The organism is Curtobacterium sp. DN_7.5 (assembly GCF_022655355.1).
GTDB classification, from domain to species: Bacteria; Actinomycetota; Actinomycetes; order Actinomycetales; family Microbacteriaceae; genus Curtobacterium; species Curtobacterium luteum.
This window is the reverse complement of the sequence record NZ_CP093378.1, coordinates 3,481,882-3,503,403: the sequence shown is the minus strand read 5'-3', so window position 1 is coordinate 3,503,403 and position 21,522 is coordinate 3,481,882. Positions and strand designations below refer to the sequence as shown.

At 72.9% G+C, this 21,522-nt stretch carries 24 protein-coding genes; 17 read left to right on the top strand and 7 right to left on the bottom strand.

Translation table 11 applies throughout. The features are described from left to right. Positions 1–58 precede the first annotated feature (58 nt). From MON03_RS16485 to MON03_RS16475, 3 genes are read left to right on the top strand one after another with little or no spacing between them, the layout of a single operon-like run. Positions 59–397 carry a GNAT family N-acetyltransferase gene (locus MON03_RS16485; RefSeq protein WP_242091482.1) on the top strand — a complete coding sequence of 113 codons (339 nt, stop codon included), beginning with the start codon at positions 59–61 and terminating at the stop codon, positions 395–397. 9 nt (positions 398–406) lie between these two features. Continuing rightward, positions 407–970: a GNAT family N-acetyltransferase gene (locus tag MON03_RS16480; RefSeq protein ID WP_242089543.1), complete on the top strand. Its 564-nt coding sequence runs from the start codon at positions 407–409 to the stop codon at positions 968–970. Further along, positions 967–1,707, top strand: a complete 741-nt coding sequence (locus tag MON03_RS16475) for an alpha/beta hydrolase (protein ID WP_242089541.1) — start codon at positions 967–969, stop codon at positions 1,705–1,707. The genes MON03_RS16480 and MON03_RS16475 overlap by 4 nt, the downstream gene beginning before the upstream one ends. Here the strand turns inward: MON03_RS16475 and MON03_RS16470 are convergent. Then, the gene (locus tag MON03_RS16470) at positions 1,649–2,116 is read right to left on the bottom strand and encodes an NUDIX domain-containing protein (RefSeq protein ID WP_242089539.1); all 468 of its coding nucleotides are present in this window, start codon (positions 2,114–2,116) and stop codon (positions 1,649–1,651) included. The two genes, MON03_RS16475 and MON03_RS16470, sit on opposite strands and share 59 nt — an antisense overlap. A 272-nt stretch (positions 2,117–2,388) precedes the next feature. On the opposite strand from MON03_RS16470, the gene MON03_RS16465 reads away from it, so the two are divergent. Continuing rightward, entirely contained in the window at positions 2,389–3,156 is a 768-nt protein-coding gene (locus MON03_RS16465; protein WP_242089537.1) for an HAD family hydrolase, read from the top strand. Between the two features lie 64 nt (positions 3,157–3,220). Then, positions 3,221–5,731 (top strand): glycoside hydrolase family 65 protein, encoded by a 2,511-nt coding sequence (locus MON03_RS16460; protein ID WP_242089535.1) that lies wholly within the window; start codon positions 3,221–3,223, stop codon positions 5,729–5,731. Positions 5,732–5,804: 73 nt separating this feature from the next. On the opposite strand, the gene MON03_RS16455 is transcribed toward MON03_RS16460, so the two are convergent. From MON03_RS16455 to MON03_RS16445, 3 genes are read right to left on the bottom strand one after another with little or no spacing between them, the layout of a single operon-like run. Next, positions 5,805–6,206 (bottom strand): VOC family protein, encoded by a 402-nt coding sequence (locus MON03_RS16455; RefSeq protein WP_242089533.1) that lies wholly within the window; start codon positions 6,204–6,206, stop codon positions 5,805–5,807. After that, positions 6,203–6,718 carry a DUF1697 domain-containing protein gene (locus MON03_RS16450; protein WP_031272359.1) on the bottom strand — a complete coding sequence of 172 codons (516 nt, stop codon included), beginning with the start codon at positions 6,716–6,718 and terminating at the stop codon, positions 6,203–6,205. The genes MON03_RS16455 and MON03_RS16450 overlap by 4 nt, the downstream gene beginning before the upstream one ends. 26 nt (positions 6,719–6,744) lie before the next feature. After that, positions 6,745–7,008 carry a hypothetical protein gene (locus tag MON03_RS16445; protein WP_083881907.1) on the bottom strand — a complete coding sequence of 88 codons (264 nt, stop codon included), beginning with the start codon at positions 7,006–7,008 and terminating at the stop codon, positions 6,745–6,747. Between the two features lie 150 nt (positions 7,009–7,158). On the opposite strand from MON03_RS16445, the gene MON03_RS16440 reads away from it, so the two are divergent. Beyond that, positions 7,159–7,620 carry a hypothetical protein gene (locus MON03_RS16440; protein WP_022902352.1) on the top strand — a complete coding sequence of 154 codons (462 nt, stop codon included), beginning with the start codon at positions 7,159–7,161 and terminating at the stop codon, positions 7,618–7,620. A gap of 108 nt (positions 7,621–7,728) precedes the next feature. On the opposite strand, the gene MON03_RS16435 is transcribed toward MON03_RS16440, so the two are convergent. Further along, positions 7,729–9,198: an NCS2 family permease gene (locus MON03_RS16435; protein ID WP_022902353.1), complete on the bottom strand. Its 1,470-nt coding sequence runs from the start codon at positions 9,196–9,198 to the stop codon at positions 7,729–7,731. 141 nt (positions 9,199–9,339) lie between these two features. Here MON03_RS16435 and folE point away from each other — a divergent pair, with 141 nt between their 5' ends. The 5 genes from folE to MON03_RS16410 all read left to right on the top strand — a co-directional run bounded on the left by folE (position 9,340) and on the right by MON03_RS16410 (position 13,152). Continuing rightward, positions 9,340–9,969, top strand: a complete 630-nt coding sequence (folE, locus tag MON03_RS16430) for a GTP cyclohydrolase I (RefSeq protein WP_022902354.1) — start codon at positions 9,340–9,342, stop codon at positions 9,967–9,969. After that, positions 9,966–10,901 (top strand): dihydropteroate synthase, encoded by a 936-nt coding sequence (gene folP, locus MON03_RS16425; protein WP_242089531.1) that lies wholly within the window; start codon positions 9,966–9,968, stop codon positions 10,899–10,901. Before folE ends, folP begins: the two co-directional genes overlap by 4 nt. Further along, on the top strand, positions 10,898–11,635 hold the full coding sequence (locus MON03_RS16420) for a pyrimidine reductase family protein (RefSeq protein WP_242089529.1): 738 nt from the start codon (positions 10,898–10,900) through the stop codon (positions 11,633–11,635). Before folP ends, MON03_RS16420 begins: the two co-directional genes overlap by 4 nt. A gap of 222 nt (positions 11,636–11,857) precedes the next feature. Beyond that, entirely contained in the window at positions 11,858–12,511 is a 654-nt protein-coding gene (locus tag MON03_RS16415; protein WP_242089527.1) for an HAD-IA family hydrolase, read from the top strand. Positions 12,512–12,600: 89 nt separating this feature from the next. Further along, a complete protein-coding gene (locus MON03_RS16410) occupies positions 12,601–13,152 on the top strand; it encodes a type 1 glutamine amidotransferase domain-containing protein (RefSeq protein WP_022902358.1) in 552 nt (183 codons plus the stop codon). Here the strand turns inward: MON03_RS16410 and MON03_RS16405 are convergent. Further along, positions 13,136–13,717 (bottom strand): MOSC domain-containing protein, encoded by a 582-nt coding sequence (locus MON03_RS16405; RefSeq protein WP_242089525.1) that lies wholly within the window; start codon positions 13,715–13,717, stop codon positions 13,136–13,138. The genes MON03_RS16410 and MON03_RS16405 overlap by 17 nt on opposite strands. Positions 13,718–13,805: 88 nt before the next feature. On the opposite strand from MON03_RS16405, the gene MON03_RS16400 reads away from it, so the two are divergent. The 5 genes from MON03_RS16400 to MON03_RS16380 all read left to right on the top strand — a co-directional run bounded on the left by MON03_RS16400 (position 13,806) and on the right by MON03_RS16380 (position 19,426). Beyond that, positions 13,806–15,359: a DNA-3-methyladenine glycosylase 2 family protein gene (locus MON03_RS16400; RefSeq protein WP_242089521.1), complete on the top strand. Its 1,554-nt coding sequence runs from the start codon at positions 13,806–13,808 to the stop codon at positions 15,357–15,359. Further along, positions 15,356–15,868, top strand: a complete 513-nt coding sequence (locus MON03_RS16395) for a methylated-DNA--[protein]-cysteine S-methyltransferase (protein ID WP_022903226.1) — start codon at positions 15,356–15,358, stop codon at positions 15,866–15,868. Before MON03_RS16400 ends, MON03_RS16395 begins: the two co-directional genes overlap by 4 nt. Before the next feature lie 137 nt (positions 15,869–16,005). After that, positions 16,006–16,848 (top strand): alpha/beta fold hydrolase, encoded by an 843-nt coding sequence (locus MON03_RS16390; RefSeq protein WP_175328323.1) that lies wholly within the window; start codon positions 16,006–16,008, stop codon positions 16,846–16,848. Positions 16,849–16,919: 71 nt separating this feature from the next. Continuing rightward, a complete protein-coding gene (locus MON03_RS16385) occupies positions 16,920–17,792 on the top strand; it encodes a hypothetical protein (RefSeq protein WP_022903188.1) in 873 nt (290 codons plus the stop codon). Between the two features lie 158 nt (positions 17,793–17,950). Beyond that, the gene (locus tag MON03_RS16380) at positions 17,951–19,426 is read left to right on the top strand and encodes an APC family permease (protein ID WP_175328322.1); all 1,476 of its coding nucleotides are present in this window, start codon (positions 17,951–17,953) and stop codon (positions 19,424–19,426) included. 109 nt (positions 19,427–19,535) lie between these two features. Here MON03_RS16380 and MON03_RS16375 read toward each other — a convergent pair whose 3' ends face one another. Next, positions 19,536–20,384: a LysE/ArgO family amino acid transporter gene (locus MON03_RS16375; RefSeq protein ID WP_204620590.1), complete on the bottom strand. Its 849-nt coding sequence runs from the start codon at positions 20,382–20,384 to the stop codon at positions 19,536–19,538. 68 nt (positions 20,385–20,452) lie between these two features. Here MON03_RS16375 and MON03_RS16370 point away from each other — a divergent pair, with 68 nt between their 5' ends. Then, on the top strand, positions 20,453–21,373 hold the full coding sequence (locus tag MON03_RS16370; RefSeq protein WP_204620589.1) for a LysR family transcriptional regulator ArgP: 921 nt from the start codon (positions 20,453–20,455) through the stop codon (positions 21,371–21,373). The last annotated feature ends 149 nt before the right edge of the window (positions 21,374–21,522 follow it).

Below are 21,522 nucleotides of genomic sequence, written 5' to 3'. Positions count from 1 at the left end.
GAGCACGAACGACCTCACCGTCGCGGGCCTGGGAACACCCGACGTGCGTCTCTGAGCCATCCGTGACGCGTCCGGCTCGGTCGTCGGCACGACCGGTTTCGAGACCTCGGCGGACGGGAGGCACGCCCTCCTCCGCAGCGTCGCCGTCAGCCCGGCGCTGCGCGGCTCCGGCACAGGCTCCCGGCTCGCCGCCGTCGCGATGGGGCAGGCCGCGTCCGCGGGCGCAGCTCGCGCGTGGCTGTTCAGCCGGAGGTCCGGCCCGTTCTGGCAGGGTCTCGGGTTCGACCCGGCCGACCGGGACGACCTCGCGACCGTCCTCGCCGGCACCACCCAGGTCGACCTGTTCCGACGGACCGGGCAGCTCGCCCGGGAGGTCGCGTGGAGCCGGCCGCTGTAGCGTCGCCTCGTGACGATCGCGCTGCGCCCGGTGACCGCCGACGACTGGGCCCTGTGGCGGCCGGTCCGGCTCGCGGCGCTCGCCGACGCCCCCGGTGCCTTCGGGTCCCGGCTGGTCGACTGGGAGCACGCCTCCGAGCACCGGTGGCGCACCCGCCTGTCGTTGCCGGGCGCGCTCGACCTGCTCGCGGTCGACACCGACGGGCACCCGGCGAACGGCACGACGTCGGTCCCGGGCCGCCACGCCGACCCCGACGCCGGGCCCGTCCGTGCCGTCGGCATGGCCAGCGGCGTCCCGGACGCGGACGACCCGCGCCGCGTCGAGCTCATCTCGATGTGGGTCGCACCCGACGAGCGCCGACGCGGGGTCGCCCGAGCGCTCATCGGCGCGGTCGCGACCTGGGCGGCGGAGCAGGGCGCCCGCGAGCTCGTCCTCGCGGTGGTGCCGGACAACGCCGGCGCCCGGGAGACCTACGCACGAACGGGGTTCTCCGTGACCGATGACGTGGGCGAGGCGCTGCCGGACGGGCGCCACGAGATCGTGATGCGCCGCGACCTGGAAGGACGACCGTGACCCGAGCACTCCGCGTCACCGCGTGGATCGTCGCAGCCGTCGTGCTGCTCGCCGTGGTGTTCCTCGTGTACGCGAACACCGTCATGCAGGGCACCCGCAGCGCGGCGCTCCAGGTCTGGCGGGACGACCGGGTGGCGGTCCGCGACGTCGGCGACGCCGTCCTCATGTCCCCGACCGGCCAGGCGGACGGCAAGGGCATCGTGTTCATCCCCGGTGCGAAGGTCGACCCGTACGCGTACATGGCCACGTTCCGGCAGGTCGTGGCCTCGGGCACGACGGTCGTCATCACGAAGCCGACGCTCAACCTCGCCTTCTTCGACACCCGGCCCCTCACGACCTTCGAGGCGTACGCCCCCGAGGTCACCACGTGGGCGGTCGGCGGGCACTCCCTCGGCGGGGTGCGTGCGTGCCAACTCGCGAAGGACGCCGACGGGCTCCTGCTCCTCGGCAGCTACTGCGCGAACGACATCAGTCGCTCGTACATCCAGGTGCTCAGCGTCGCCGGCTCGCGGGACGGCCTCAGCACCCCGGCGAAGGTCGCGGCGGCCCGGCACCTCCTGCCGTCGACCGCGACGATGGTCGAGGTCGAGGGATCGAACCACGCCGAGTTCGGGGCGTACGGCGACCAGCCCGGTGACCGGACCGCGACCATCTCCCCGGCCGAAGCCCGCGCCGAGATCAGCGCGGCGGTCGAGCGCTGGGTGGCGGCGCTGCCGCCGGGGACCGACCTGCGCTGACCGCCATCCGCACCGCGTCGACGGCGAGTGACGGCACGAGCCCGACCTCCTCGACATCCGAGACCGGCACCCAGGCCGGCTGGTAGTGGTTCGACGGGCTGGACAGCGCTGCTTCGGGCGCATCCGACCGGACCTCCGGTGCGCCCGGACCCGCTTCGACGTGCAGGTACACGGCCGGCGCGGCTCGGTCGAGCCCGACGGGCAGCAGCGCGACCAGCTCGCCGCCGAGCCCGGTCTCCTCGCGCAGTTCACGCAGGCAGGCCTGCTGCGGGGTCTCGCCCGGCTCGACGCCTCCGCCGGGGAGGACGGCGTAGCGCCGTCCGTCCCGTTCACGGAGAACGAGCAGCACCTGGTCGCCGCGGACCGCCACGGCGGCCGCTCGGAGACGGAGGGGGTTGGAACCGGTCACGTGGTCACCGTACGCGGTCCGGTCGCGGTGATCCGTGCCTCCCGGCGGTCGGTCTGGAGGCGCGGCGCGCGCCCGTCACCCGGCCCGCGTGTCCTGCCGATCGCGTCCACGGCCGCGCGACGAGCGGCCCCCTGTGAGGCGGGCGACGCCCTCCGGTCGTACCAAGACGGTCCGCGTCACGCGGGTCCTGCACACGTGCGCTGTGGGTGAACTCTCTCCACACATCGGCCGCGTGCCTGAGTCGTGGAGCGGGGCGGTCCTAGAGTGGGCGCATGACCGCACCGGACCGGCCCACCCCAGCCCGCCTCGCGGATCAGCGCGCGCTGCTGTTCGACCTCGACGGCGTCCTCACCCCGACCGCCGACGTGCACATGCGCGCGTGGAGCCGCTTGTTCACGCCGTACCTCGCCGCTCGCGGGGTCGACCCGTACACCGAGCAGGACTACTTCACGTACATCGACGGCAAGCCCCGCTACGACGGCGTGCGCTCGCTGCTGCGGTCGCGCGGCATCGAGCTGCCGGAGGGCACCCCCGACGACGACCCCGCGCTGGACACGGTGTGCGGGCTCGGCAACCAGAAGAACGCCGAGTTCACGGCCGAGCTCGACGAGCACGGCGTGGAGCCGTACCCCGGCTCCCGCCGGTTCCTCGTCGCCGCGATCGACGCCGGGTACTCGGTCGCCGTGGTGTCGAGCTCCGCGAACGCCGTGTCGGTGCTCCGGACCGCGGGCATCCTCGAACGCTTCCCCGTGATCGTCGACGGCCTCGTCGCCCGGCAGGACGCGCTCGAGGGCAAGCCCGCCCCGGACACCTACCTGGACGCCGCCAGCCGCTTCGGTCTCACGGCCGCCGAGTGCGTGGTCGTCGAGGACGCCACCAGCGGGGTCGAGGCCGGACGCAACGGCGGCTTCGGGCTCGTCGTCGGCGTCGATCGCGGCGCCGGCTCCGAACAGCTCCGAGCGCACGGTGCCGACCTCGTCGTGACCGACCTCGCCGACCTGATCGACGACCTCCGCTCCACCCCGGCACCGACGACCTGAGCGGTCGGGCGACCGACCCGTCCGCCCCACGACCGATCCCGACACCTCCCTCCCACGGAGCAGCATGAACCCCATCACCTCGGACCCGCTCGACCGCGTCCGCTACCCGATCGACGAGTGGGCGCTCGTCGAGACCGAGTACGCGCCCGACGAGCAGGGCGTCGCTGAGACGAACTTCGCCGTCGGCAACGGCTACCTGGGCCTGCGCGGCAACCTCGACGAAGGCCGCGGCGGCGTGCAGTACGGCACGTACGTCAACGGCTTCCACGAGACCTGGCCTATCCGCCACGCCGAGGACGCCTTCGGGTTCGCGAAGACCGGGCAGACGATCATCAACGCGCCCGACGCGAAGGTGATCCGGCTCTACGTCGACGACGAGCCGCTCGTGCTCGCCGAGGCCGACATCCTGCGCCACACCCGACGGCTCGAGTTCCGCGGCGGCTACCTCTTCCGGGAGACCGAGTGGTCGACGCCGTCCGGCAAGCGCGTCCTCATCCGGTCGCGGCGCCTGGTGTCGTTCACCGACCGGCACCTGGCGGTCATCGACTACGAGGTGACCGTGCTCGACGCGGACGCCTCGATCCTGCTCTCGAGCCAGGTCCTGAACCGGCAGGACGTCCAAGACGAGTACCACGCGGGCATGCGTGCCGCGGCGAACGCCTTCGACCCGCGCAAGGCCGAGGCGTTCACCGAGCGGGTGCTCGAGCCGAAGCTCAAGCGGAGCACCGGCGGACGGTCGTTGCTCGGCTACCAGGCAGCGAGCTCGGGGATGACCGTCTGCGTCGGCGTCGAGCACCACCTGGAGACCGAGAACTCGTGGGACGAGTCGTCCTCGATCGAGGACGACCTCGCCAAGCACGTCTACCGCGTGCAGGCGAAGGCCGGTGTCCCCATCCGGCTCGTGAAGAGCATCGTCTACCACACCTCGCGCGGCGTCCCCGCGCGTGAGCTCGCGGACCGCTGCGACCGCACGCTGGACCGCGCCCATGCCGAGTCCGTCGACGAGGTCTTCGCCGCCCAGCGCGCGTGGATGGACGACTACTGGGCGCGCAGCGACGTCGAGGTGGCCGGCAAGCCGGACGTGCAGCAGGCGGTCCGCTGGAACCTGTTCATGCTCGCGCAGGCCACGGCCCGCACCGACGGGCACGGCATCGCCGCGAAGGGCGTCACCGGCTCCGGGTACGGTGGGCACTACTTCTGGGACATGGAGATCTACGTCCTGCCGTTCCTGTCCTACACGGCACCGATCGTGGCCCGGAACGCGCTCCGGTTCCGCTACAACATGCTCGACGCGGCCCGGTCCCGTGCTCGTGAGCTGAACCAGCGCGGGGCGCTCTTCCCGTGGCGGACGATCAACGGCGAGGAGTCGAGCGCCTACTACGCCGCCGGCACCGCGCAGTACCACATCGATGCCGACATCACCCATGCGCTCATGCAGTACGTGCGGGCCTCGGGCGACACCGAGTTCCTCAAGCGCGGCGCGATCGACATCCTGGTCGAGACCGCCCGGCTGTGGGAGGACCTCGGGTTCTGGCGGTCGAACGGCGACAAGAAGTTCCACATCGACGGCGTCACCGGCCCGGACGAGTACACGACCGTCGTCGACGACAACCTCTACACGAACGTCATGGCGCGGGCGAACCTCTGGTACGCCGTGCAGGCCACGCGAGAGCTCGCCGCCGACGACCCGGAGGAGTACGGCCGGATGGTGCGCCGGACCGGGCTGCGGCCGGAGGAGGTCACCGGCTGGGAGCACGCGGCCGAGTCGATGGAGATCCCCTTCGACCCGCACCGTGGCATCCACCCGCAGGACGCCCAGTTCCTCGACAAGGAGCTCTGGGACCTCGAGAACACGCCGGAGTCGAAGCGGCCGCTGCTGCTGCACTACCACCCGCTGGTGATCTACCGGTTCCAGGTGCTCAAGCAGGCGGACGTCGTCCTGGCCCTGTTCTTGCAGGGGCACGAGTTCACCGCGGCCGAGAAGCGTCGCGACTTCGACTACTACGACGCGCTGACGACGGGCGACTCGACGCTGTCCGCCGTCGTGCAGTCGATCATGGCCGCCGAGGTCGGGTACTGCGAGCTCGCGGAGCAGTACTTCCAGACCGCGCTCTACGTCGACCTCGCCGACCTGCACGGCAACACCACCGACGGGGTGCACATCGCCTCGACGGGCGGCATCTGGGGCGCGCTCGTCAACGGGTTCGGCGGGATGCGCGACCACGGCGGACGGATGACCTTCAACCCGCGGCTGCCGCAGTCGTGGGAGCGGATCACCTACCGGTTGACGGTGCGGGGCTCGCGCGTGAAGGTCGACCTCGAGCAGGACACCCTGACGTTCACGATCGAGCACGGCGAGGGCTTCACGGTCTGGGTCCACAACCAGCAGTGGGACCTCTCCGCCGACCAGCCGACGGTGGTGCCGCTGCCGCACCAGGGGCCGCGGATGACCGGTCGCGCGCCGACCACGAGCGACATCCAGGGCACGCTCCGGGCGGACGGGTCGGTCATCACGGCATCGATCCCGACGATCTCGCTCGAGCGGCAGTTCGAGGCGGACGAGACGACCGCGTAGGGCCCGCTCGGACGCCGGCCGGGCTGCGCGCGGTGGCCTGGAGGCGCTGCGCGCGGTACCGCGTCGGCGGTCGTCAGCGCGTGGTCGCCACCAGTTCGACCTTGCAGCGCTCGCCGTCCTCGAGGAACGCGGCGTGGTGGTCCGGGCCCCCGGCGTACGGGTGCCGGTCGGCGTACAGCTGCGCCCACCCGTGGGCCGGCGCGGCACGCCACAGGCGCTCGACGTCAGCGGTCGTCCCGGCGTGGAACGCCAGGTGGCTCAGCCCCGGACGGCGCCGGTCGTGCACCCCGTCGAGGGGTGCGGCCTCGATGACGACGTACGTCCCGCCCGCGATCCAGCTCTGCCCGTCGTCCCACCGTTGGTACGGCTCGTAGCCGAGTTCGCCGAGCAACCAGCCCCACGCTGCGACGGCCCGGTCGAGGTCGGCCACCCGGAGCTCGACGTGGTGCAGGGCACCGCGCGCCGCGACGCTCACAGGAGCTTCCGGAGCGTGTTCGTGTTGCGGGTGGTCGTGGTCCGCTTGAACCGGACCGCGCCCGCCCGCTTGGCGAACGTCGTGTCCGTGCTGGACCCCTTCGGACACGACCAGTAGACGACACCGGCCCCGCGCGCGACCCGTTCGACCGTGTCGTCGAGGGCGAGGTCCGCGAGCAGGTCGTCGAGTGCGGCGTCCTCCGAAGCGAAGAGGACGTAGTCGTGCCGGTCCGGCCCGGACGGGAACGGGAAGCCCTCGACGATGCCGGCGAGGTCGTCGTGACGGAGCAGCACGACCCAGGCGTCGTAGCCGAACCGATCGCGAAGCGCCTGCTCGACATGCCCCTTGACGACCGACGCCTCGCCCGGGGCTGTGAACACGACGTTCCCCGAGGCGAGCACGGTCCGGACGTCCGCGTACCCGAGCGTGCGGAAGGTCGCGGCGAGGTCGGCGCTCCGGATCGTGATCCCGTTCACGTTCACCCCGCGGAGCAGGGCGATCCACCTGGTCATGTCGGGACCGTAGCGCGCCGGGCCGGTCACGTCCACGTGCGGGCGACGCCCCAGCCGTCACCCTCGGGGACGATGTCGACGACGAGCGTCTCGCCGTCCTCGGCCGTCGCCTGGAAGCGCCATCCGACCGTCCGCTCGGGTGCGTGGGTGATGGCGGTGGGCAGTTCCGCCCGGGTCACGGTGAGCCGTGTGGGTGTGTCCGTGACCCGCCAGCGACGCCCGGACCACACCAGCCGGACGGGCACGCCGGCGGTCCACCAGACGGTCGCGGCCGTGTCGATGATCACCACGATGTCCTCCTCGTTCGAACGTGTGTTCGAATGGTAGGCCACGATCCGGCGACGGGCAACGAGGATGCGGTGGGCGGCCCGGAGCCCGGGGAACACCCGGGGGACGCCGACCTCGGAACGTCACGAGCACCGCTCCGGTAGACGAGAGCCATGACGGATCAGCAGCACGACGACCAGGGACCCGACGCCGCCCACCAGGTGCCCGAGGGGGTGTCCGAGGCGACCGTCGAGGCCCTCGGCACGCTGTCCGCGGCGGTCGAGGTCATCGAACACGCACGCGGCCTCCTCTACGGGTTCCACCGGCTCACCGGGATGGCGGACCTCAACCTCGGCGAGGCCGTCGAGCAGCTCCGGAAGGCCGGGCACACCGACCTCGCCGACCGCATCGACACCGAGCTGGTCGGGCGGAACGTGATCGCGGGGCGGTGGACGTTCCAGGTCATGGAGGACTACGACGACGGCTACTACGCGCTCGCCAAGGAGCTCGAGAAGGCCGCGCGTGACCAGCTGGTCGACGGCAGGCGGCACCTGTTCGAGGCGGGCATGAAGGAGGACCGGCGCACGCAGGGTCGACGCCACCACGAGGCGCTGCCGGCGGACCTGCCGAGCTGACGCGACCTGCGCCCCGCACAACCGAAGTCACCCCGAACCACGGCGATCCGTGGTTCGGGGTGACTTCGGTTGTGCGAACCCGCGTCGCACAGCGCACAGCGCACCGCGTCACCCGACGCCGAGCAGCGCCTCCAGCGGCCCGCGGGCGAAGTAGAGCAGGAAGCCGAACGCGACGACGTACAGCAGCCACGAGACCTCGCGACCGCGGCCGGACAGCAGCTTGATGAGCACCCAGCTGATGAAGCCCGCGCCGATGCCGTTCGCGATCGAGTACGTCAGCGGCATCACGACGATCGTGAGGAACGCCGGCAGCGCCGACCCGAAGTCCGTCCACGAGATGTCCGCGACCTGCGCGACCATGAGCGCACCGACGACGACCAGGCCCGCGGCGGCGACCTCGAGCGGCACGACCTGGGTCAGCGGCGTGAGGAACATCGACGCCAGGAACAGCACACCCGTGACGACGGACGCCATCCCGGTGCGGGCGCCTTCGCCGATGCCGGACGCCGAGTCGATGAACACCGTGTTCGACGACACCGACGCGCCGCCGCCGGCGATCGCCCCGACGCCCTCGACGACGAGCGCCGACTTGAGTCGAGGGAAGGTGCCGTCGGGCTTCGCGACGCCGGCGGCCTTCGCCAGGCCGGTCATCGTGCCCATCGCGTCGAAGAAGTTCGTGAAGACGAGGGTGAAGACGAGCATCGACGCGGCGAGCGGGCCGATGCGGCTGAACGCACCGAGGTCGAAGTGGCCGACGAGCGACAGGTCCGGCACGGCGAACAGCGCCGACGGGAGACCCGGGGCGTTGAGGTTCCAGCCGGTCTTCGAGTCGACCGACGTCGGCACGTGGAAGATCGCCTGCAGGATGATCGCGATGATCGTCGTCGCGACGATGCCGATGAGCAGGGCGCCCTTGACCCGTCGGGCCATGAGCGTGCCGATGATGACGAGCCCGATCAGGAACACGATCGTCGGCAAGGCCCCGACCGAGCCGTCCTCGCCGAGCTGCAGCGGCGGGGACGCGAGACCGGACGACCGGACGAACCCGGAGTCGACGAGGCCGATGAACGCGATGAAGAGGCCGATGCCGACGGTGATCGCGGCCTTGAGCTGTGCGGGCACGGCCGTGAAGATCATCGTCCGGATGCCGGTCAGCGCCAGGATCACGATGATCACGCCGTTGATGACGACGAGCCCCATCGCCTCCGGCCAGGTGACCTGCTTGACGACGCTCACGGCGAGGAACGAGTTGATGCCGAGCCCGGCCGCGATGCCGAAGGGCAGGTTCGCGACGACGCCCATCGCGATGGTCATCAGGCCGGCGACGAGCCCGGTCGCCGCGGCGACCTGCGCGTTCTCGAGCCAGCCGCCGGTGACGTCCTTCGCCGCTTGGTCGGCGCTGAACCCGCCGAGGATCAGCGGGTTGAGGATCACGATGTAGGCCATCGTGACGAAGGAGACGAGACCACCACGGATCTCTCGGGGGATGGTCGAACCGCGGCTCGTGATCGAGAAGAAGCGGTCGAGTCCGGATGCGACGCGGTTCCGGGGCGGCGTTTCGGTCTGCTGGGCGCTCACCGGAGGAGTTTACAGAACCCTGGGAGCGCGGCGCGCCGCGCTGGCGCGCCACCGGACGGGAGGCCCGGTCCGGCACCCCGGGGTACGTCGCGTTGGGTGACCGCTCGCGTTCTGCGGCCAGGCACGGTGTTGGATGAGCACGTGAACGAACGACTGGACCGCGCACGCATCGAGGCCGCGGTGCGCGAGCTCCTCCTCGCGATCGGAGACGACCCCGGCCGCCCCGAACTCGCCCGCACGCCCGGCCGCGTCGCCGACTCCTACGCGGAGTTCTTCTCGGGCATCGGGACGGACGCCGTCGCGATCGCCAGGGACGGTGTCGTGCACGCCGAGGACGGCGACCGGGGCCGGCTCGTCATCGTCCGCGACGTGAAGTTCCGCTCGGTCTGCGAGCACCACCTCCTGCCCTTCATCGGGGTCGCGCACCTCGCCTACGCGCCGGGCGACCAGCTCATCGGCCTCGGCACCCTCTCCCGGGTGCTCGACGCCGTCGCCTCACGTCCACAGCTGCAGGAGCGGCTCGGCGAGCAGGTCGCGGCGACGATCGCCGAGGGACTCGACGCCACGGGGGTCCTGGTCGTCCTCGACGCGCAGCACCAGTGCGTGACGACCCGGGGCGAGCGCCAGACGGGCTCGTCCACCGTGACCGTCGCCGCCACCGGGACCCTCGCCGACCAGGCCGGGCGTGCCGAGGCGATCGCGCTGATCGGCGCTGGCGTCGGAACGGCCGGAGGACCCGCTGCCGGGGCCGACCGCGGGGCGGACGCATGACGACCGAGCAGCGCGAGCCGAGCCTCCAGGCCGGTGCAGCACCCGGCTGGGTGGTGCCCGACCTGCGCGACCCGGTCCGGACCATCGGTCGCCGCACGTTCGACTTCGACCACCGCGTCGCCGTGATGGCGATCGTCAACCGCACGCCCGACTCCTTCCACGACCAGGGCGCGACGTTCGCCCTCGACCAGGCCGTGGCCGCCGCAGTCCGTGCGGCCGAGCAGGGCGCCGACTGGGTGGACATCGGCGGGGTCAAGTTCGCTCCGGGCCCGGAGCTCTCCGCCGCCGACGAACTCGACCGCGTCCTGCCGGTCGTGTCCCAGCTGGCGCAGGAGTCCGACGTGGTGATCTCGGTCGACACCTTCCGGCCGGAGGTCGCGGAGGCGACGATCGCTGCCGGTGCCAGCGTCGTCAACGACACCACCGGCCTGTCCGACCCGCGGATGGCCGCCGTCGTCGCGGACTCCGACGCGACGATCGTCATCACCCACTCGACCGCACCGCCCCGGCAGCACCTCCCCGTCCCGCCGCACTACGACGACATCGGCCGCGAGGTCGTCGACTTCCTCCGGGAGCGCGTCGACCGGGCGCTCGCGGCGGGCATCCCGGAGTCGCGGATCATCGTCGACCCCGGACACGACCTCAACAAGAACACCGTGCACACCCTCGAGCTGACGCGCCGGCTGCCCGAGGTCGTCGCACTCGGCTACCCGGTGCTCGCCGCGGTGTCCAACAAGGACTTCGTGGGGGAGTCCCTCGGGCGTCCCCGCGGCGCGCGTCTGTCCGGATCGCTGGCTGCGGCGACCGTCAGCGCGATGCTCGGGGCGCGGATCGTCCGGATGCACGACGTCGTCGAGAGCGTCGACGCCATGCGCATGGTCGAGGCGGTCCTCGGCTGGCGCGAACCCGTGGAGGCGAGGCACAACACGTGAACGCACTGCCGACATCGATCGCCGACCTGGCCGACGACGACCTCCTCGAGCTGTACCGGGCCGGCGTGCCGGACGGGCCCTGGCTCCGGGTGAACTTCGTGACCACGCTCGACGGGTCCGCCTCGGCGTCCGGTCGCACGGCCGACCTCGGCGGCGACGACGACCTGCGGGTGTTCGACCTGCTCCGCCGGACGGCCGACGTGGTCCTCGTGGCCGCCGGGACCGTCCGGGACGAGGAGTACGGGCCGATGGTGCTGCACGACGCCGACGTGGCGTGGCGGCGGGCGCACGGCATGCCCGACCACCCGGTCTTCGCGATCGTGAGCGGTTCGGCGTCGCTCGAGGCGACCTCCCGGGTGTTCACCGAGGCGCCGGTGCGGCCGGTGGTGCTGACCTCGGGGTCCGGCGCCTCCTCCGAGCGGGGGCGGGCGCTCGCCGAGGTGGCGGACGTGGTGGCGTGCGGGGACGACTCCCTCGACGTGACCGCAGCGGTGCGGGCACTGGTCGACCGGGGGCTCGAGCGCATCCACTGTGAGGGCGGCCCGTCGTTCTTCGGGGCGCTCATCGGGGCGGACCTCGTCGACGAGCTGACCCTGACGGTGGACCCGACGCTCGAGGGCGGCGAGGGACCCCGGATCGCGACGGCCTCCTCGCCGGAGCTCCGTCGGATGCGGCCGGCCCACGTGCTGCTCGGCGACGGTGGCGTCCTGCTGACGCGGTACGTGCGCGCCTGACGCGCCGGCGGCGCCCGCGGCGCCGGCGCCGCCCGCGGCGCCGGCGCCGCCCGCGGCGCCGCCGGCGCCGGCGGGGGCGGGCGCGTTGCCGAGTCTCGTCCTGCGCGACGGTTCTCGTGGTCGCGGCCGCGAGAACCGTCGCCCACCCCGAGTCTCGGAGCGCCGGGCCCGAGTCTCGGGGCGCCGGGCCCGAGTCTCGGCGCGCCCGCTAGGGTCGGACGTGTGATCGACGTCGTGGTGTCCGGGGTCCTGTTCGACATGGACGGGACGCTCGTCGACTCCACCGCGGTCGTCGAGGCCGCGTGGACCCGGTTCGGCGACGAGCACGGCCTCGACCCGGCCGAGATCCTCGGGTTCTCCCACGGCCGTCAGACCATCGACACGATCCAGCGCTTCCTGCCGGACCTGCCGCGCGCCGAGCAGCAGGTGATCGTCGACACGATGATCGCCGCCGAGATCGATTACGTCGAGGGCATCGTCGAGGTCCCCGGCGCAGCCACGTTCGTCCGGCGGCTGCAGGACCTCGGTGTGCCGATCGCCCTCGTGACGAGTGCCCCGCGGGAGCTCGCCGTGAAGCGCATGATCGCCGCGGGTGTGCCCGTCCCGGACGCCCTCGTGCCGTCCGAGGACGCCGAGCGCAGCAAGCCGCACCCGGAGGGCTACCTCCGCGGCGCCGCACTCCTCGGGGTCCCGGCGGAGCGCTGCCTGGCGTTCGAGGACGCTCCCGCCGGGGTCGAGGCGGCCGTCGCCTCCGGTGCGACCACGGTCGTCGTGGGGGAGCTCTCGAGCCCGGTCACGGAGGGGCTGCCACGGATCGCGGGGTACGACGGGCTGACCGTCGAGCGTGAAGGGTCCGCTTTCCGCGTGCGGGGCTGAGCAACGCCTGCCGACTGCGAGCCCGTCCAGCGGCGGACGACGACCGTGGGGTCCGCGGCCGGAAGTACCGGGCCGTGGAAGGAACGACCATGGCAGCCCTCGACGGCAAGAAGATCCTCGTCATCGCGACGAACTACGGCGTGGAGCAGGACGAGATCGTCGTCCCCACGGACCAGCTCCGCGAGCGCGGCGCCGACGTCACCGTGGCGGCGCAGGAGTCCGGCTCGATCCAGACGCTGGTCGGGGACAAGGACCCGGGCAAGTCGGTGCCGTCCAACACCACCATCGGCAGTGTCAGCGGCGCTGGTGACTACGATGCGCTCGTCGTCCCCGGTGGCACGATCAACGCCGACACCATCCGGCAGGACTCGGACGCGGTCGCGCTCGTGCAGGCCTTCGCGGACGCCGGCAAGCCCGTCGCGGCGATCTGCCACGGCCCGTGGACCCTCATCGAGGCCGGTGTCGTGTCCGGCAAGACCCTCACGTCGTTCCCGTCGCTGCAGACCGACGTCCGGAACGCCGGTGGCGAGTGGGTCGACCAGGAGGTGCAGGTCGACGGCGGCCTGATCACCTCCCGGAACCCGGACGACCTGCCCGCGTTCGTCGACGCGATCGAGCACGCCCTCACGGCGTCGGCGTAGCCCCCAGCGGGACGGGGTGGGCGGTCCACAGCCTCGCGGGCCCGACGACGAGCACGCCGTCGGACTCGGGATCGCACCGGACCCCCGCCCGTCCCCGCATCGCCCGGAACGCCCCCGGAGCGACCTCGTGGTCCATCCACGCGCACGGGTTCGCGGGCCGGTACCCGCGGAAGCGCACGACCCCGTCCCCGCAGTCGAGGGCGAAGGGCGCACCCCGGAGTGCCTCGACGTCGGCGCCGCGGAGGACCACGTTGCGTCGGGTCGCCGCCGGGTCGACGGGGGCGCCGACCGAGCGGGCCACGTCCTCGAGCCCCTCGATCCCCACGACGGTGACGGTCGCGTGGACGTGTGCCCGCGCGGCGAAGTAGCGGTCGCCGACGATCCCGAGACCGGCACGCACCTCGACGCGGTCCCGCAGCTCGGGCCCGGACGGGTCCGCGGGCAGCGCGCCGTCCGCCGGGCGCCCCTCGTAGCGGTGCCGGGGCGACGCGAGGAGCAGCACGATCTCGACGTCGGTCCGGCAGGGCAGGCCGTCCGGCGCTGCCACGGGCTCGTCGGTGGTCACGGGACCAACGCTAGCCGTGCCTCCCGTCCGGCGCTGCCGTGTCCGATTCCCGCCAGTCGATGTCGGTGAGCCGTGCGACGCTGGACCCGTGACCAGCACCGGGACCGACCACCTGCACGCCGAGCGGTACCGTGTCGTCGCCTCGCGCGACGCGCGGTTCGACGGTCAGTTCGTCACCGCGGTGCACTCCACCGGCATCTACTGCCGGCCGTCCTGCCCAGCACGGACGCCACGTGCGTCCGGCATCACCTTCTACCGGACGAGCGCCGCCGCCCACCTCGCCGGGTTCCGTGCCTGCAAGCGCTGCCTGCCCGAGGCCACGCCGGGCAGCCCGGAGTGGGACCTCCGCGAGGACGTCGCCGGCCGCGCGATGCGGCTCGTCCTCGACGGCGTCGTCGAACGCGACGGCGTGCCCGGTCTCGCCGCCCGTGTCGGCTACTCCGAGCGGCAGCTGAACCGCATCATGACGACCGAGCTCGGTGCCGGACCGAAGGCGCTCAGCCGGGCACACCGGGCACAGACCGCGCGGACGCTGCTGACCTCGTCGGACCTGCCCATCGCCGACGTCGCCTTCGCCGCCGGGTTCGCGAGCGTCCGCCAGTTCAACGACACCGTGCGCGAGGTCTTCGCGGTCACGCCGACCGAGCTCCGCGCACGACGGACGCTGCGGCCCGTCGGCGACGGCGCCCTGCACGTGCACCTCCCGGCACGCGCGCCCTTCGACGCCCAGGGGCTGCTCGAGTGGCACGCGCTGCACGCGCTGCCCGGCACCGAGCAGGTGGACGTGGACGCCGACGGCCGGGTCACCTCGTACGGACGGCTGGTCTCCCTGCCGGGAGGCGCGGGCTGGTTCCGCGCGACGGCCGCCGCCGGGCGGGCGGTCGGGATCGACCTGCAGGTGCGGGTCGAGGACCTGTCCGACCTCCCCACGCTGGTCGCCAGGGTCCGCGCACTCTTCGACCTCGACGCCGACCCCGTCGCGGTCGACGCCGTGCTGACGACCCTGCCCGAGCTCGAACCCGCGGTCGCGCGCGTCCCGGGCATCAGGCTGCCCGGGGCGGTCGACCCGCACGAGGTCGTCATCCGCACCCTCATCGGGCAGCAGGTCTCGGTCGCCGCGGCCCGCACCGCCCAGACCCGGCTCGTCGCCGCACTCGGCGCCACCGCGCCGGAGTCGGTGCTGCCCGGCGGCCGGCTCTTCCCCACGGTGGACGCGATCGCCGAGCGCGGCGGGTCCGTCCTCCGCGGTCCTGCGGCCCGGGTGCAGACGATCCTCCGGGTCGCCGCGGCGCTCGCCGACGGATCGCTCGTGGTGGATGCGGGGCAGTCCCTGCAGGAGCTCCGCGAGGGCCTGCTCGCGGTGAAGGGGATCGGCCCGTGGACCGCCGACTACGTAGCGCTCCGTGTCCGGCACCACCCCGACCTGTTCCTGCACAGCGACCTCGCGGTGCGCAACGGTGCACAGGAACTCGGGTTGCCCGGTGCGGTCCGCGAGCTCTCCCTACGGTCGGAGCAGGTGGCCCCGTGGCGGAGCTACCTGACGATGCACTGCTGGCGACCGATCGTCGACCGCGCGATGGCGACGGCCGGCGTCGGCCACATGACGACTGCGGCTGCGGCCGCCCGGAAGGACGAACGATGACCGACGCGACGATCCAGACGCTGGACACCCCCGACGGCCCCTTCACCGTGCTCGAGGACGCCGAGGGGCGGGTGCTCGCCTCGGGCTGGACCGACCAGGCCGACCGGGTCCTCGCCCGGATCGCCGAACGGTACCGGCCGGGCCGGGTGCTCGACGGCCGTGTGGCCTCGGCCGACGCCGTCGACGCGTTCTACGCGGGGGAGCTCGAGCACGCGATGCAGGTCCCGGTCCGGCAGGCCGGCACCGAGCTCTTCGCCGAGGGCTGGCGGCAGCTGCGGAACATCCCCGCAGGCTCCGTCCTGACCTACCGCGAGTTCGCGGCCGCCATGGGACGACCCGATGCCGTGCGGGCCGCCGCCAGCGTCTGCGCGCGGAACGCTCCCGCGCTCTTCGTGCCCTGCCACCGGGTCCTCCGCAGCGACGGCACGCTCGGCGGCTTCGCGTGGGGCCTCGACGTCAAGCGGTCGCTGCTCGAGCGGGAGTCGGTCGGGACGACGGCGCTCGTCTGAGGGCTGCACCGCGCCGTCCTCCCCTCATTGCGGGTGTTGGCGAGCCTCGCCCGGCCTGCCATGCTCGCAGGACACCTCCCGCACGGTCCGTCCCGAGGACCCGGCGAACCGCCGTCGCACGACCTCTCGAGGACCACATGCACCCTCCCGTCCCGCCCCGGACCGTCGACCGGACCGTCGTGTCCGCGGACGGCACCGCGCTCGCGGTGACGGAGACCGGCAGCGGGCCGGCGCTCGTCGTCGTGGGCGGCGCGTTCGACCACCGCGGGACCCCGTACCTCGAGCGGCTCGTCGCAGCGCTCGCCGACTCCTACCGGGTGGTCACCTACGACCGGCGGGGGCGCGGTGCGTCGGGCGACACGGCGCCGTGGGCGATCGAGCGCGAGGTCGACGACCTCCGCGCGGTCGTCGGGTCGGTGCCCGGTCCGGTGACGGCGTACGGCAACTGCGTCGGCGCCGGGGTGGTCATCCACGGCCTGGCCGCGGGGGTGCCGATCAGCCGGGCGGTGCTCTTCGAGCCGCCGTTCCGGGCGAGCGTCGAACACCACGTCGACGACGTCGTGTTCGCGGACCTGCTGGACGAGCACGTCGCGGCGGGGCGTCGGTCCCAGACGGTGCGGGCGTTCCTCGCGCACGTCCTCGGCGTGCCGATGGGTCAGGTCGCCCTGCTCCGGCTCCGACCGGGGGTGTGGTCGGCCCTGCTCGGTGACGCCCACGTGCTGCCCCGCGACGTCCGCGTCCTGAACGGGCTCGCCATCCCGGAGCGCATCGCCGCCTCGGTGGGCGTCCCGGTGCTCGTCGCGTCCGGCGATCGCGGTCCGGACTTCATGCGTGAGGCCGCGCGCGCGCTGGCGGAGGCCGTCCCGGGGGCCGCGCACCTCGAGCTGCCGGGGCAGTGGCACCGTCCGGAGCCCACCATGGTGCGGCGGACGATCGACCGGTTCGTGGGCGCCGCACGGCCGGGGGCTCCCGGGCGGTGACCGCGCCGGGCGCCCGGGCGGTGACCGCGCCCCGTCCTCCGGGGGCGCTGCACTCCTGCGAAGATGGTCCCGTGACCGCACCCCGTCTCGGACTCCTGCTCGACGTCGACGGCCCGATCGCCAGTCCGGTGACCCGGACGATCGCGATCCCGAGCATCGTCCACGACCTCGTCGCCCTCGCGGCGGAGGGCATCCCGATCGTCTTCAACACCGGCCGCAGCGACGCGTTCATCCGCTCCGAGGTCGTGGCGCCGCTCCTCGCCGGTGGGCTGGCCGAGGGTGGCCGCGTGCACGCCGTGTGCGAGAAGGGCGCGGTCTGGTGCTCGATCGGACCGCAGTACGAGGGCGGCATGGGCGAGCTCACCGTCGCCGAGGACCTCGCACTGCCTCGCGACTACGCCGACGAGATGCGGGAGCTGGTGCGCGCCGAGTACGCGGACCTGGTGTTCTTCGACGAGACGAAGCGCGCGATGGTCTCGATCGAGCAGCGGGTGGAGGTGCCGAACGCCACGTACCTCGAGCGGCAGCCGGAGTTCGACGCGAAGGCCATGGGAGCGCTCGTGCGCCGGGGACTCGGGGTCCGCCGGCTCGACGACGTCCGACCGGCAGCGGACGGCAGCGTCGCGTGGCGCATCGACCCGACGATCATCTCCACCGACGTCGAGTCGGACCGGAGCGGCAAGGACCTCGGGGCCGAGCGGTCGCTCGAGCTCCTCGCGGCCGACGGGGAACTGCCGGTCGCGTGGCGGACGATGGGCGATTCCCGCAGCGACTACGCGATGGCGGACTGGCTGCACGCGAACGGCCACGACGTCGCCCACGTCGACGTCCGGCCGGCCGACGGGGTCCCGGCGACGTCCTACCCGGTGCTCACCGCTCCTGAGGGCGTCATCCACGACGAGGCGGGCGCACGCTTCCTGCGGGACTGGACCCGCGCGGCCTGACGCGAGCCACCGCCGGGCGGCACCTGCCGCACGGAGGCAAGCCGAGCCTCCCGGCCGTTCCGTGGTGGGAGGACCGTCCACGCGGACGCTTTGCGTGTCGGGGTGGTACACCAGTACCCTCACGGGGTCCGCCGCCAGCCGATGACGGGAACCACCCCATGGCAACACCGCTCCGTGTCAAGTCGATCGAGGCCTCCCTCGCCGACTCCGAAGAGCAGGGCCGCTCGCTCAAGCGGTCCCTCAAGACGTTCGACATCGCCGCGATGGGGATCGCGGTCGCGGTCGGCGCCGGCATCTTCTCCGTCGGCGCGAACGCCGCCGCGAACTTCGCCGGGCCGAGCGTCATCGTGTCGTTCGTCCTCGCGGCCGTCACCTGCGGCCTCGCGATCATGTGCTACGCCGAGTTCGCGTCCACGATCCCCGTCGCCGGCTCCGCGTACACGTTCACCTACGCGACCATGGGCGAGCTGCTCGCCTGGATCGTCGGCTGGGACCTGATCCTCGAGACCCTGACGGCCAGCGCCGTGATCGCGAAGTACTGGGGCATCTACCTCAGCACCGCGTTCGGGGTCTTCGGCGTGGACCTGCCCTCCACGATCCAGCTCGGCCCGATCGGCTTCACGTGGGGCCCGGTCCTCATCGTCGGCGTCTTCACGGTGCTGCTCGCGTTCGGGACGCGGCTGTCGTCCCGGGTGTCCGCGGTGATCACCGTCATCAAGGTCGCGATCGTCGTCTTCGTGATCGTCGCCGGCGCGTTCTTCGTCAAGGCCGCCAACTTCACGCCCTTCGTGCCGCCGGCCGAGCCGTCCAAGGGTGCCGAGGGCGGCGTGCTGACGCAGTCGCTCGTGTCCTTCGTCACCGGGCAGGCCCCGGCCCAGTACGGCGTCTTCGGGCTGCTCGCGGCCGCGTCGCTGGTGTTCTTCGCCTTCATCGGCTTCGACGTCGTCGCGACGAGCGCCGAGGAGACCGAGAACCCGCAGAAGACCCTGCCCCGCGGCATCTTCATCGGTCTCGGCATCGTGACGCTGCTCTACGTCGGCGTCAGCATCGTCATCACCGGCATGGTGTCCTACCAGCGGCTCGCGCAGGAGGACGCGCCCTCCCTGGCGTCCGCGTTCGACATCGTCGGGCTGCCCTGGGCGGCCGGCATCATCGCCATCGGGTCGCTCATCGGGCTGACCACCGTCGTCATGGTCCTGCTGCTCGGCCTGTCGCGCATCGTGTTCTCGATGAGCCGTGACGGTCTGCTGCCGCGCTGGTTCTCGCAGACGAACCCGAAGACGCAGACCCCGGTGCGGGTACAGGTCGTGGCGGGGATCGTCGTGGCCTTCATCGCCGGGTTCACCGCGGTCGACAAGCTCGAGGGCATGATCAACATCGGCACGCTGTCCGCGTTCGTGCTCGTGTCGATCGGCATCGTCGTGCTGCGCCGGTCGCGGCCGGATGCTCCGCGGGCCTTCCGGGTGCCGTGGTCGCCGGTGCTGCCGATCCTCTCCGCGGCGTTGTGCTTCTGGCTGATGCTCAACCTCGAGGTCGAGACCTGGATCCGCTTCGTGATCTGGCTCGCGATCGGCTTCGCCGTCTACTTCGGCTACAGCCGTCGGCACAGCCGGGTGGGTCAGGCGCTGCGGTAGCGCGCTCGGCGCGTCCTGCGGGACGCGTCCGCAGAACGAAAGTCGGCTCGAACCAGCGGAACCCGTGGTTCGAGCCGACTTCGGTCGTGCAGCCGCAGGCCGCACCGCGTCACGCGCCGACGACGAGCGCGATCCCGAAGCCGAGCATCACGACCGCCACGAGGCCGTCGAACACCCGCCAGGTGAGCGGCTTCGCGAAGAGCGGTCGGAGCAGCCGTCCGCCGAAGCCGACCGCGGCGAACCACACGCAGCTCGCGAGGACCGCTCCGACCGTCCACGGCCACCGTTCGACCGGTCCCTGCTGGTTCGCCACGGAGCCGAGGAAGACCAGCGTGTCGAGGTACACGTGCGGGTTCGCCCACGTGAAGACGAGCATGGTGGCCACCGCGGCGCGCGCGGTCACCGCCCGGCCTGGAGGCGCGGCACGCCCCGTCCGCGCTGCCCCCGTCGTCGACGTGGTCGGGTCGGGTGCTGCCGTCGCGCGGCCGGTCCCGGTCCCGGTCGCGGTGGGCGCGGCGACGGGTGCGGCGGTGGCGGCGGGCGTGGCGGGCTGTGCTTCGCGCCCCGCGGCGGACACCGCGCCCCGGTCCGGCAGGGCGCGATGTCCGACGAGGGGCGCGGTTGCCTCGGCCGGGTCCGCCGCGTCCTCGAGCCGGAGCGCCTGCCCCACGGGACGGAGTGCCCGTCGCGCCGCGAGCACACCGTACGCCACGAGGAACGCCGCGCCGACGAAGCGCACCACCACGAGCGCCACCGGGAACCGCTCCACGACAGCACCCACCCCGAGGACGCCCGCGACGATGAGGACGGCGTCGGATGCGGCACAGACCACGACCGCAGCAGCGACCACGCGGAGGCCGGCGGACACCGCGAGTCGCAGCAGGTAGGTGTTCTGCACACCGATGGCGACGATGAGGGCGAGGCCGGTGCCGAGGCCGGAGAGGAGCGGGACGATCACCCTCCGACGCTAGGCGTCGAACTGCCTGAAGCCCAGTTCACGTTCCTGCACCACCGTAAGCTGTGCTGATGATCCGGCTCCAGCGCGAGCACCTCGAGACCCTCCTCGCCGCGGTCGACCACGGCACGCTCGACGCTGCGGCCCGGGCGCTCGCCGTCACGCCCTCCGCGGTGTCCCAGCGGATCAAGGCGATGGAGCAGCAGGTGGGCCGGGTGCTCCTCCGGCGGACGTCCCCGGTCACGCCGACCGCCGCGGGGGAGATCGTCCTCCGGCACGCACGGCAGGCGCGACTGCTCGACGACGAGACGGCCCGGGCGCTCGACGGCGAGACCGGGACCGTCCCGTCGATCCCCCTCGCGGTGAACGCGGACTCCCTCGGCACCTGGTTCCTCGACGCGCTCGCCCTCGTGCGCGCCGAGACCGAGGTCGTCTTCGACCTGCACCGCGAAGACCAGGACCGCACTGCGGAGCTGCTCCGCGCCGGCACCGTGATGGCCGCCGTGACGGCCGAGGCCGACCCCGTCCAGGGCTGCTCGTCCGTCGCCCTCGGCGTCGACCGCTACCGGGCGGTCGCGGCCCCGTCGTTCGTCGACCGGTACCTCGCGGACGTCGACCCGACGACGGCGAGCGAGCGACGCGTGCTCGACCGGTTGGACCGCGTGCCCCTCGTCGACTACGACCGTGCCGACGACCTGCAGCAGGGGTACCTCCGACGGGTCCTCGGGCACGCCCCCCGCGGGCCACGGCACTTCGTCCCGACCTCGGCGGACTTCGCCCGGGCCGTGGGGCTCGGGTTCGGGTGGGGCCTCCTCCCCGAGGCGCAGTGCACCGACCCGCTCGACCGCGGCGAGCTCGTCGAACTCGTGCCCGGACGGAGGGCGGACGTCGCGCTGTGGTGGCAGCGGTGGAACCTGGCGTCGCCGATGCTCGAGCGCGTCACCGAAGCCGTCCGGGCGACGGCCGCGGAGCACCTGCACCCGCCACGGTGACCCGGACCGCGCAAGACGGACCGACCTGAGGGACCTGCGACCGGACCCGACGCAGCGGCGAGGTCATGCTGAACCGAACCACGACCGTGGCTACGTCCCCGGGGGCAGCCGTCATCGCCGTCCTCCTGGTCGGGTGCGCCGACGCCGAC

Excerpts from the sequence above, each read along its gene's own strand:
- MON03_RS16465 (WP_242089537.1), top strand. The coding sequence starts at position 2,389 with ATGACCGCACCGGACCGGCCCACCCCAGCCCGCCTCGCGGATCAGCGC.
- MON03_RS16460 (WP_242089535.1), top strand. The coding sequence starts at position 3,221 with ATGAACCCCATCACCTCGGACCCGCTCGACCGCGTCCGCTACCCGATC.
- MON03_RS16450 (WP_031272359.1), bottom strand. The coding sequence starts at position 6,718 with ATGACCAGGTGGATCGCCCTGCTCCGCGGGGTGAACGTGAACGGGATC.
- MON03_RS16440 (WP_022902352.1), top strand. The coding sequence starts at position 7,159 with ATGACGGATCAGCAGCACGACGACCAGGGACCCGACGCCGCCCACCAG.
- folP (WP_242089531.1), top strand. The coding sequence starts at position 9,966 with ATGACGACCGAGCAGCGCGAGCCGAGCCTCCAGGCCGGTGCAGCACCC.
- MON03_RS16410 (WP_022902358.1), top strand. The coding sequence starts at position 12,601 with ATGGCAGCCCTCGACGGCAAGAAGATCCTCGTCATCGCGACGAACTAC.
- MON03_RS16395 (WP_022903226.1), top strand. The coding sequence starts at position 15,356 with ATGACCGACGCGACGATCCAGACGCTGGACACCCCCGACGGCCCCTTC.
- MON03_RS16390 (WP_175328323.1), top strand. The coding sequence starts at position 16,006 with ATGCACCCTCCCGTCCCGCCCCGGACCGTCGACCGGACCGTCGTGTCC.
- MON03_RS16380 (WP_175328322.1), top strand. The coding sequence starts at position 17,951 with ATGGCAACACCGCTCCGTGTCAAGTCGATCGAGGCCTCCCTCGCCGAC.
- MON03_RS16370 (WP_204620589.1), top strand. The coding sequence starts at position 20,453 with ATGATCCGGCTCCAGCGCGAGCACCTCGAGACCCTCCTCGCCGCGGTC.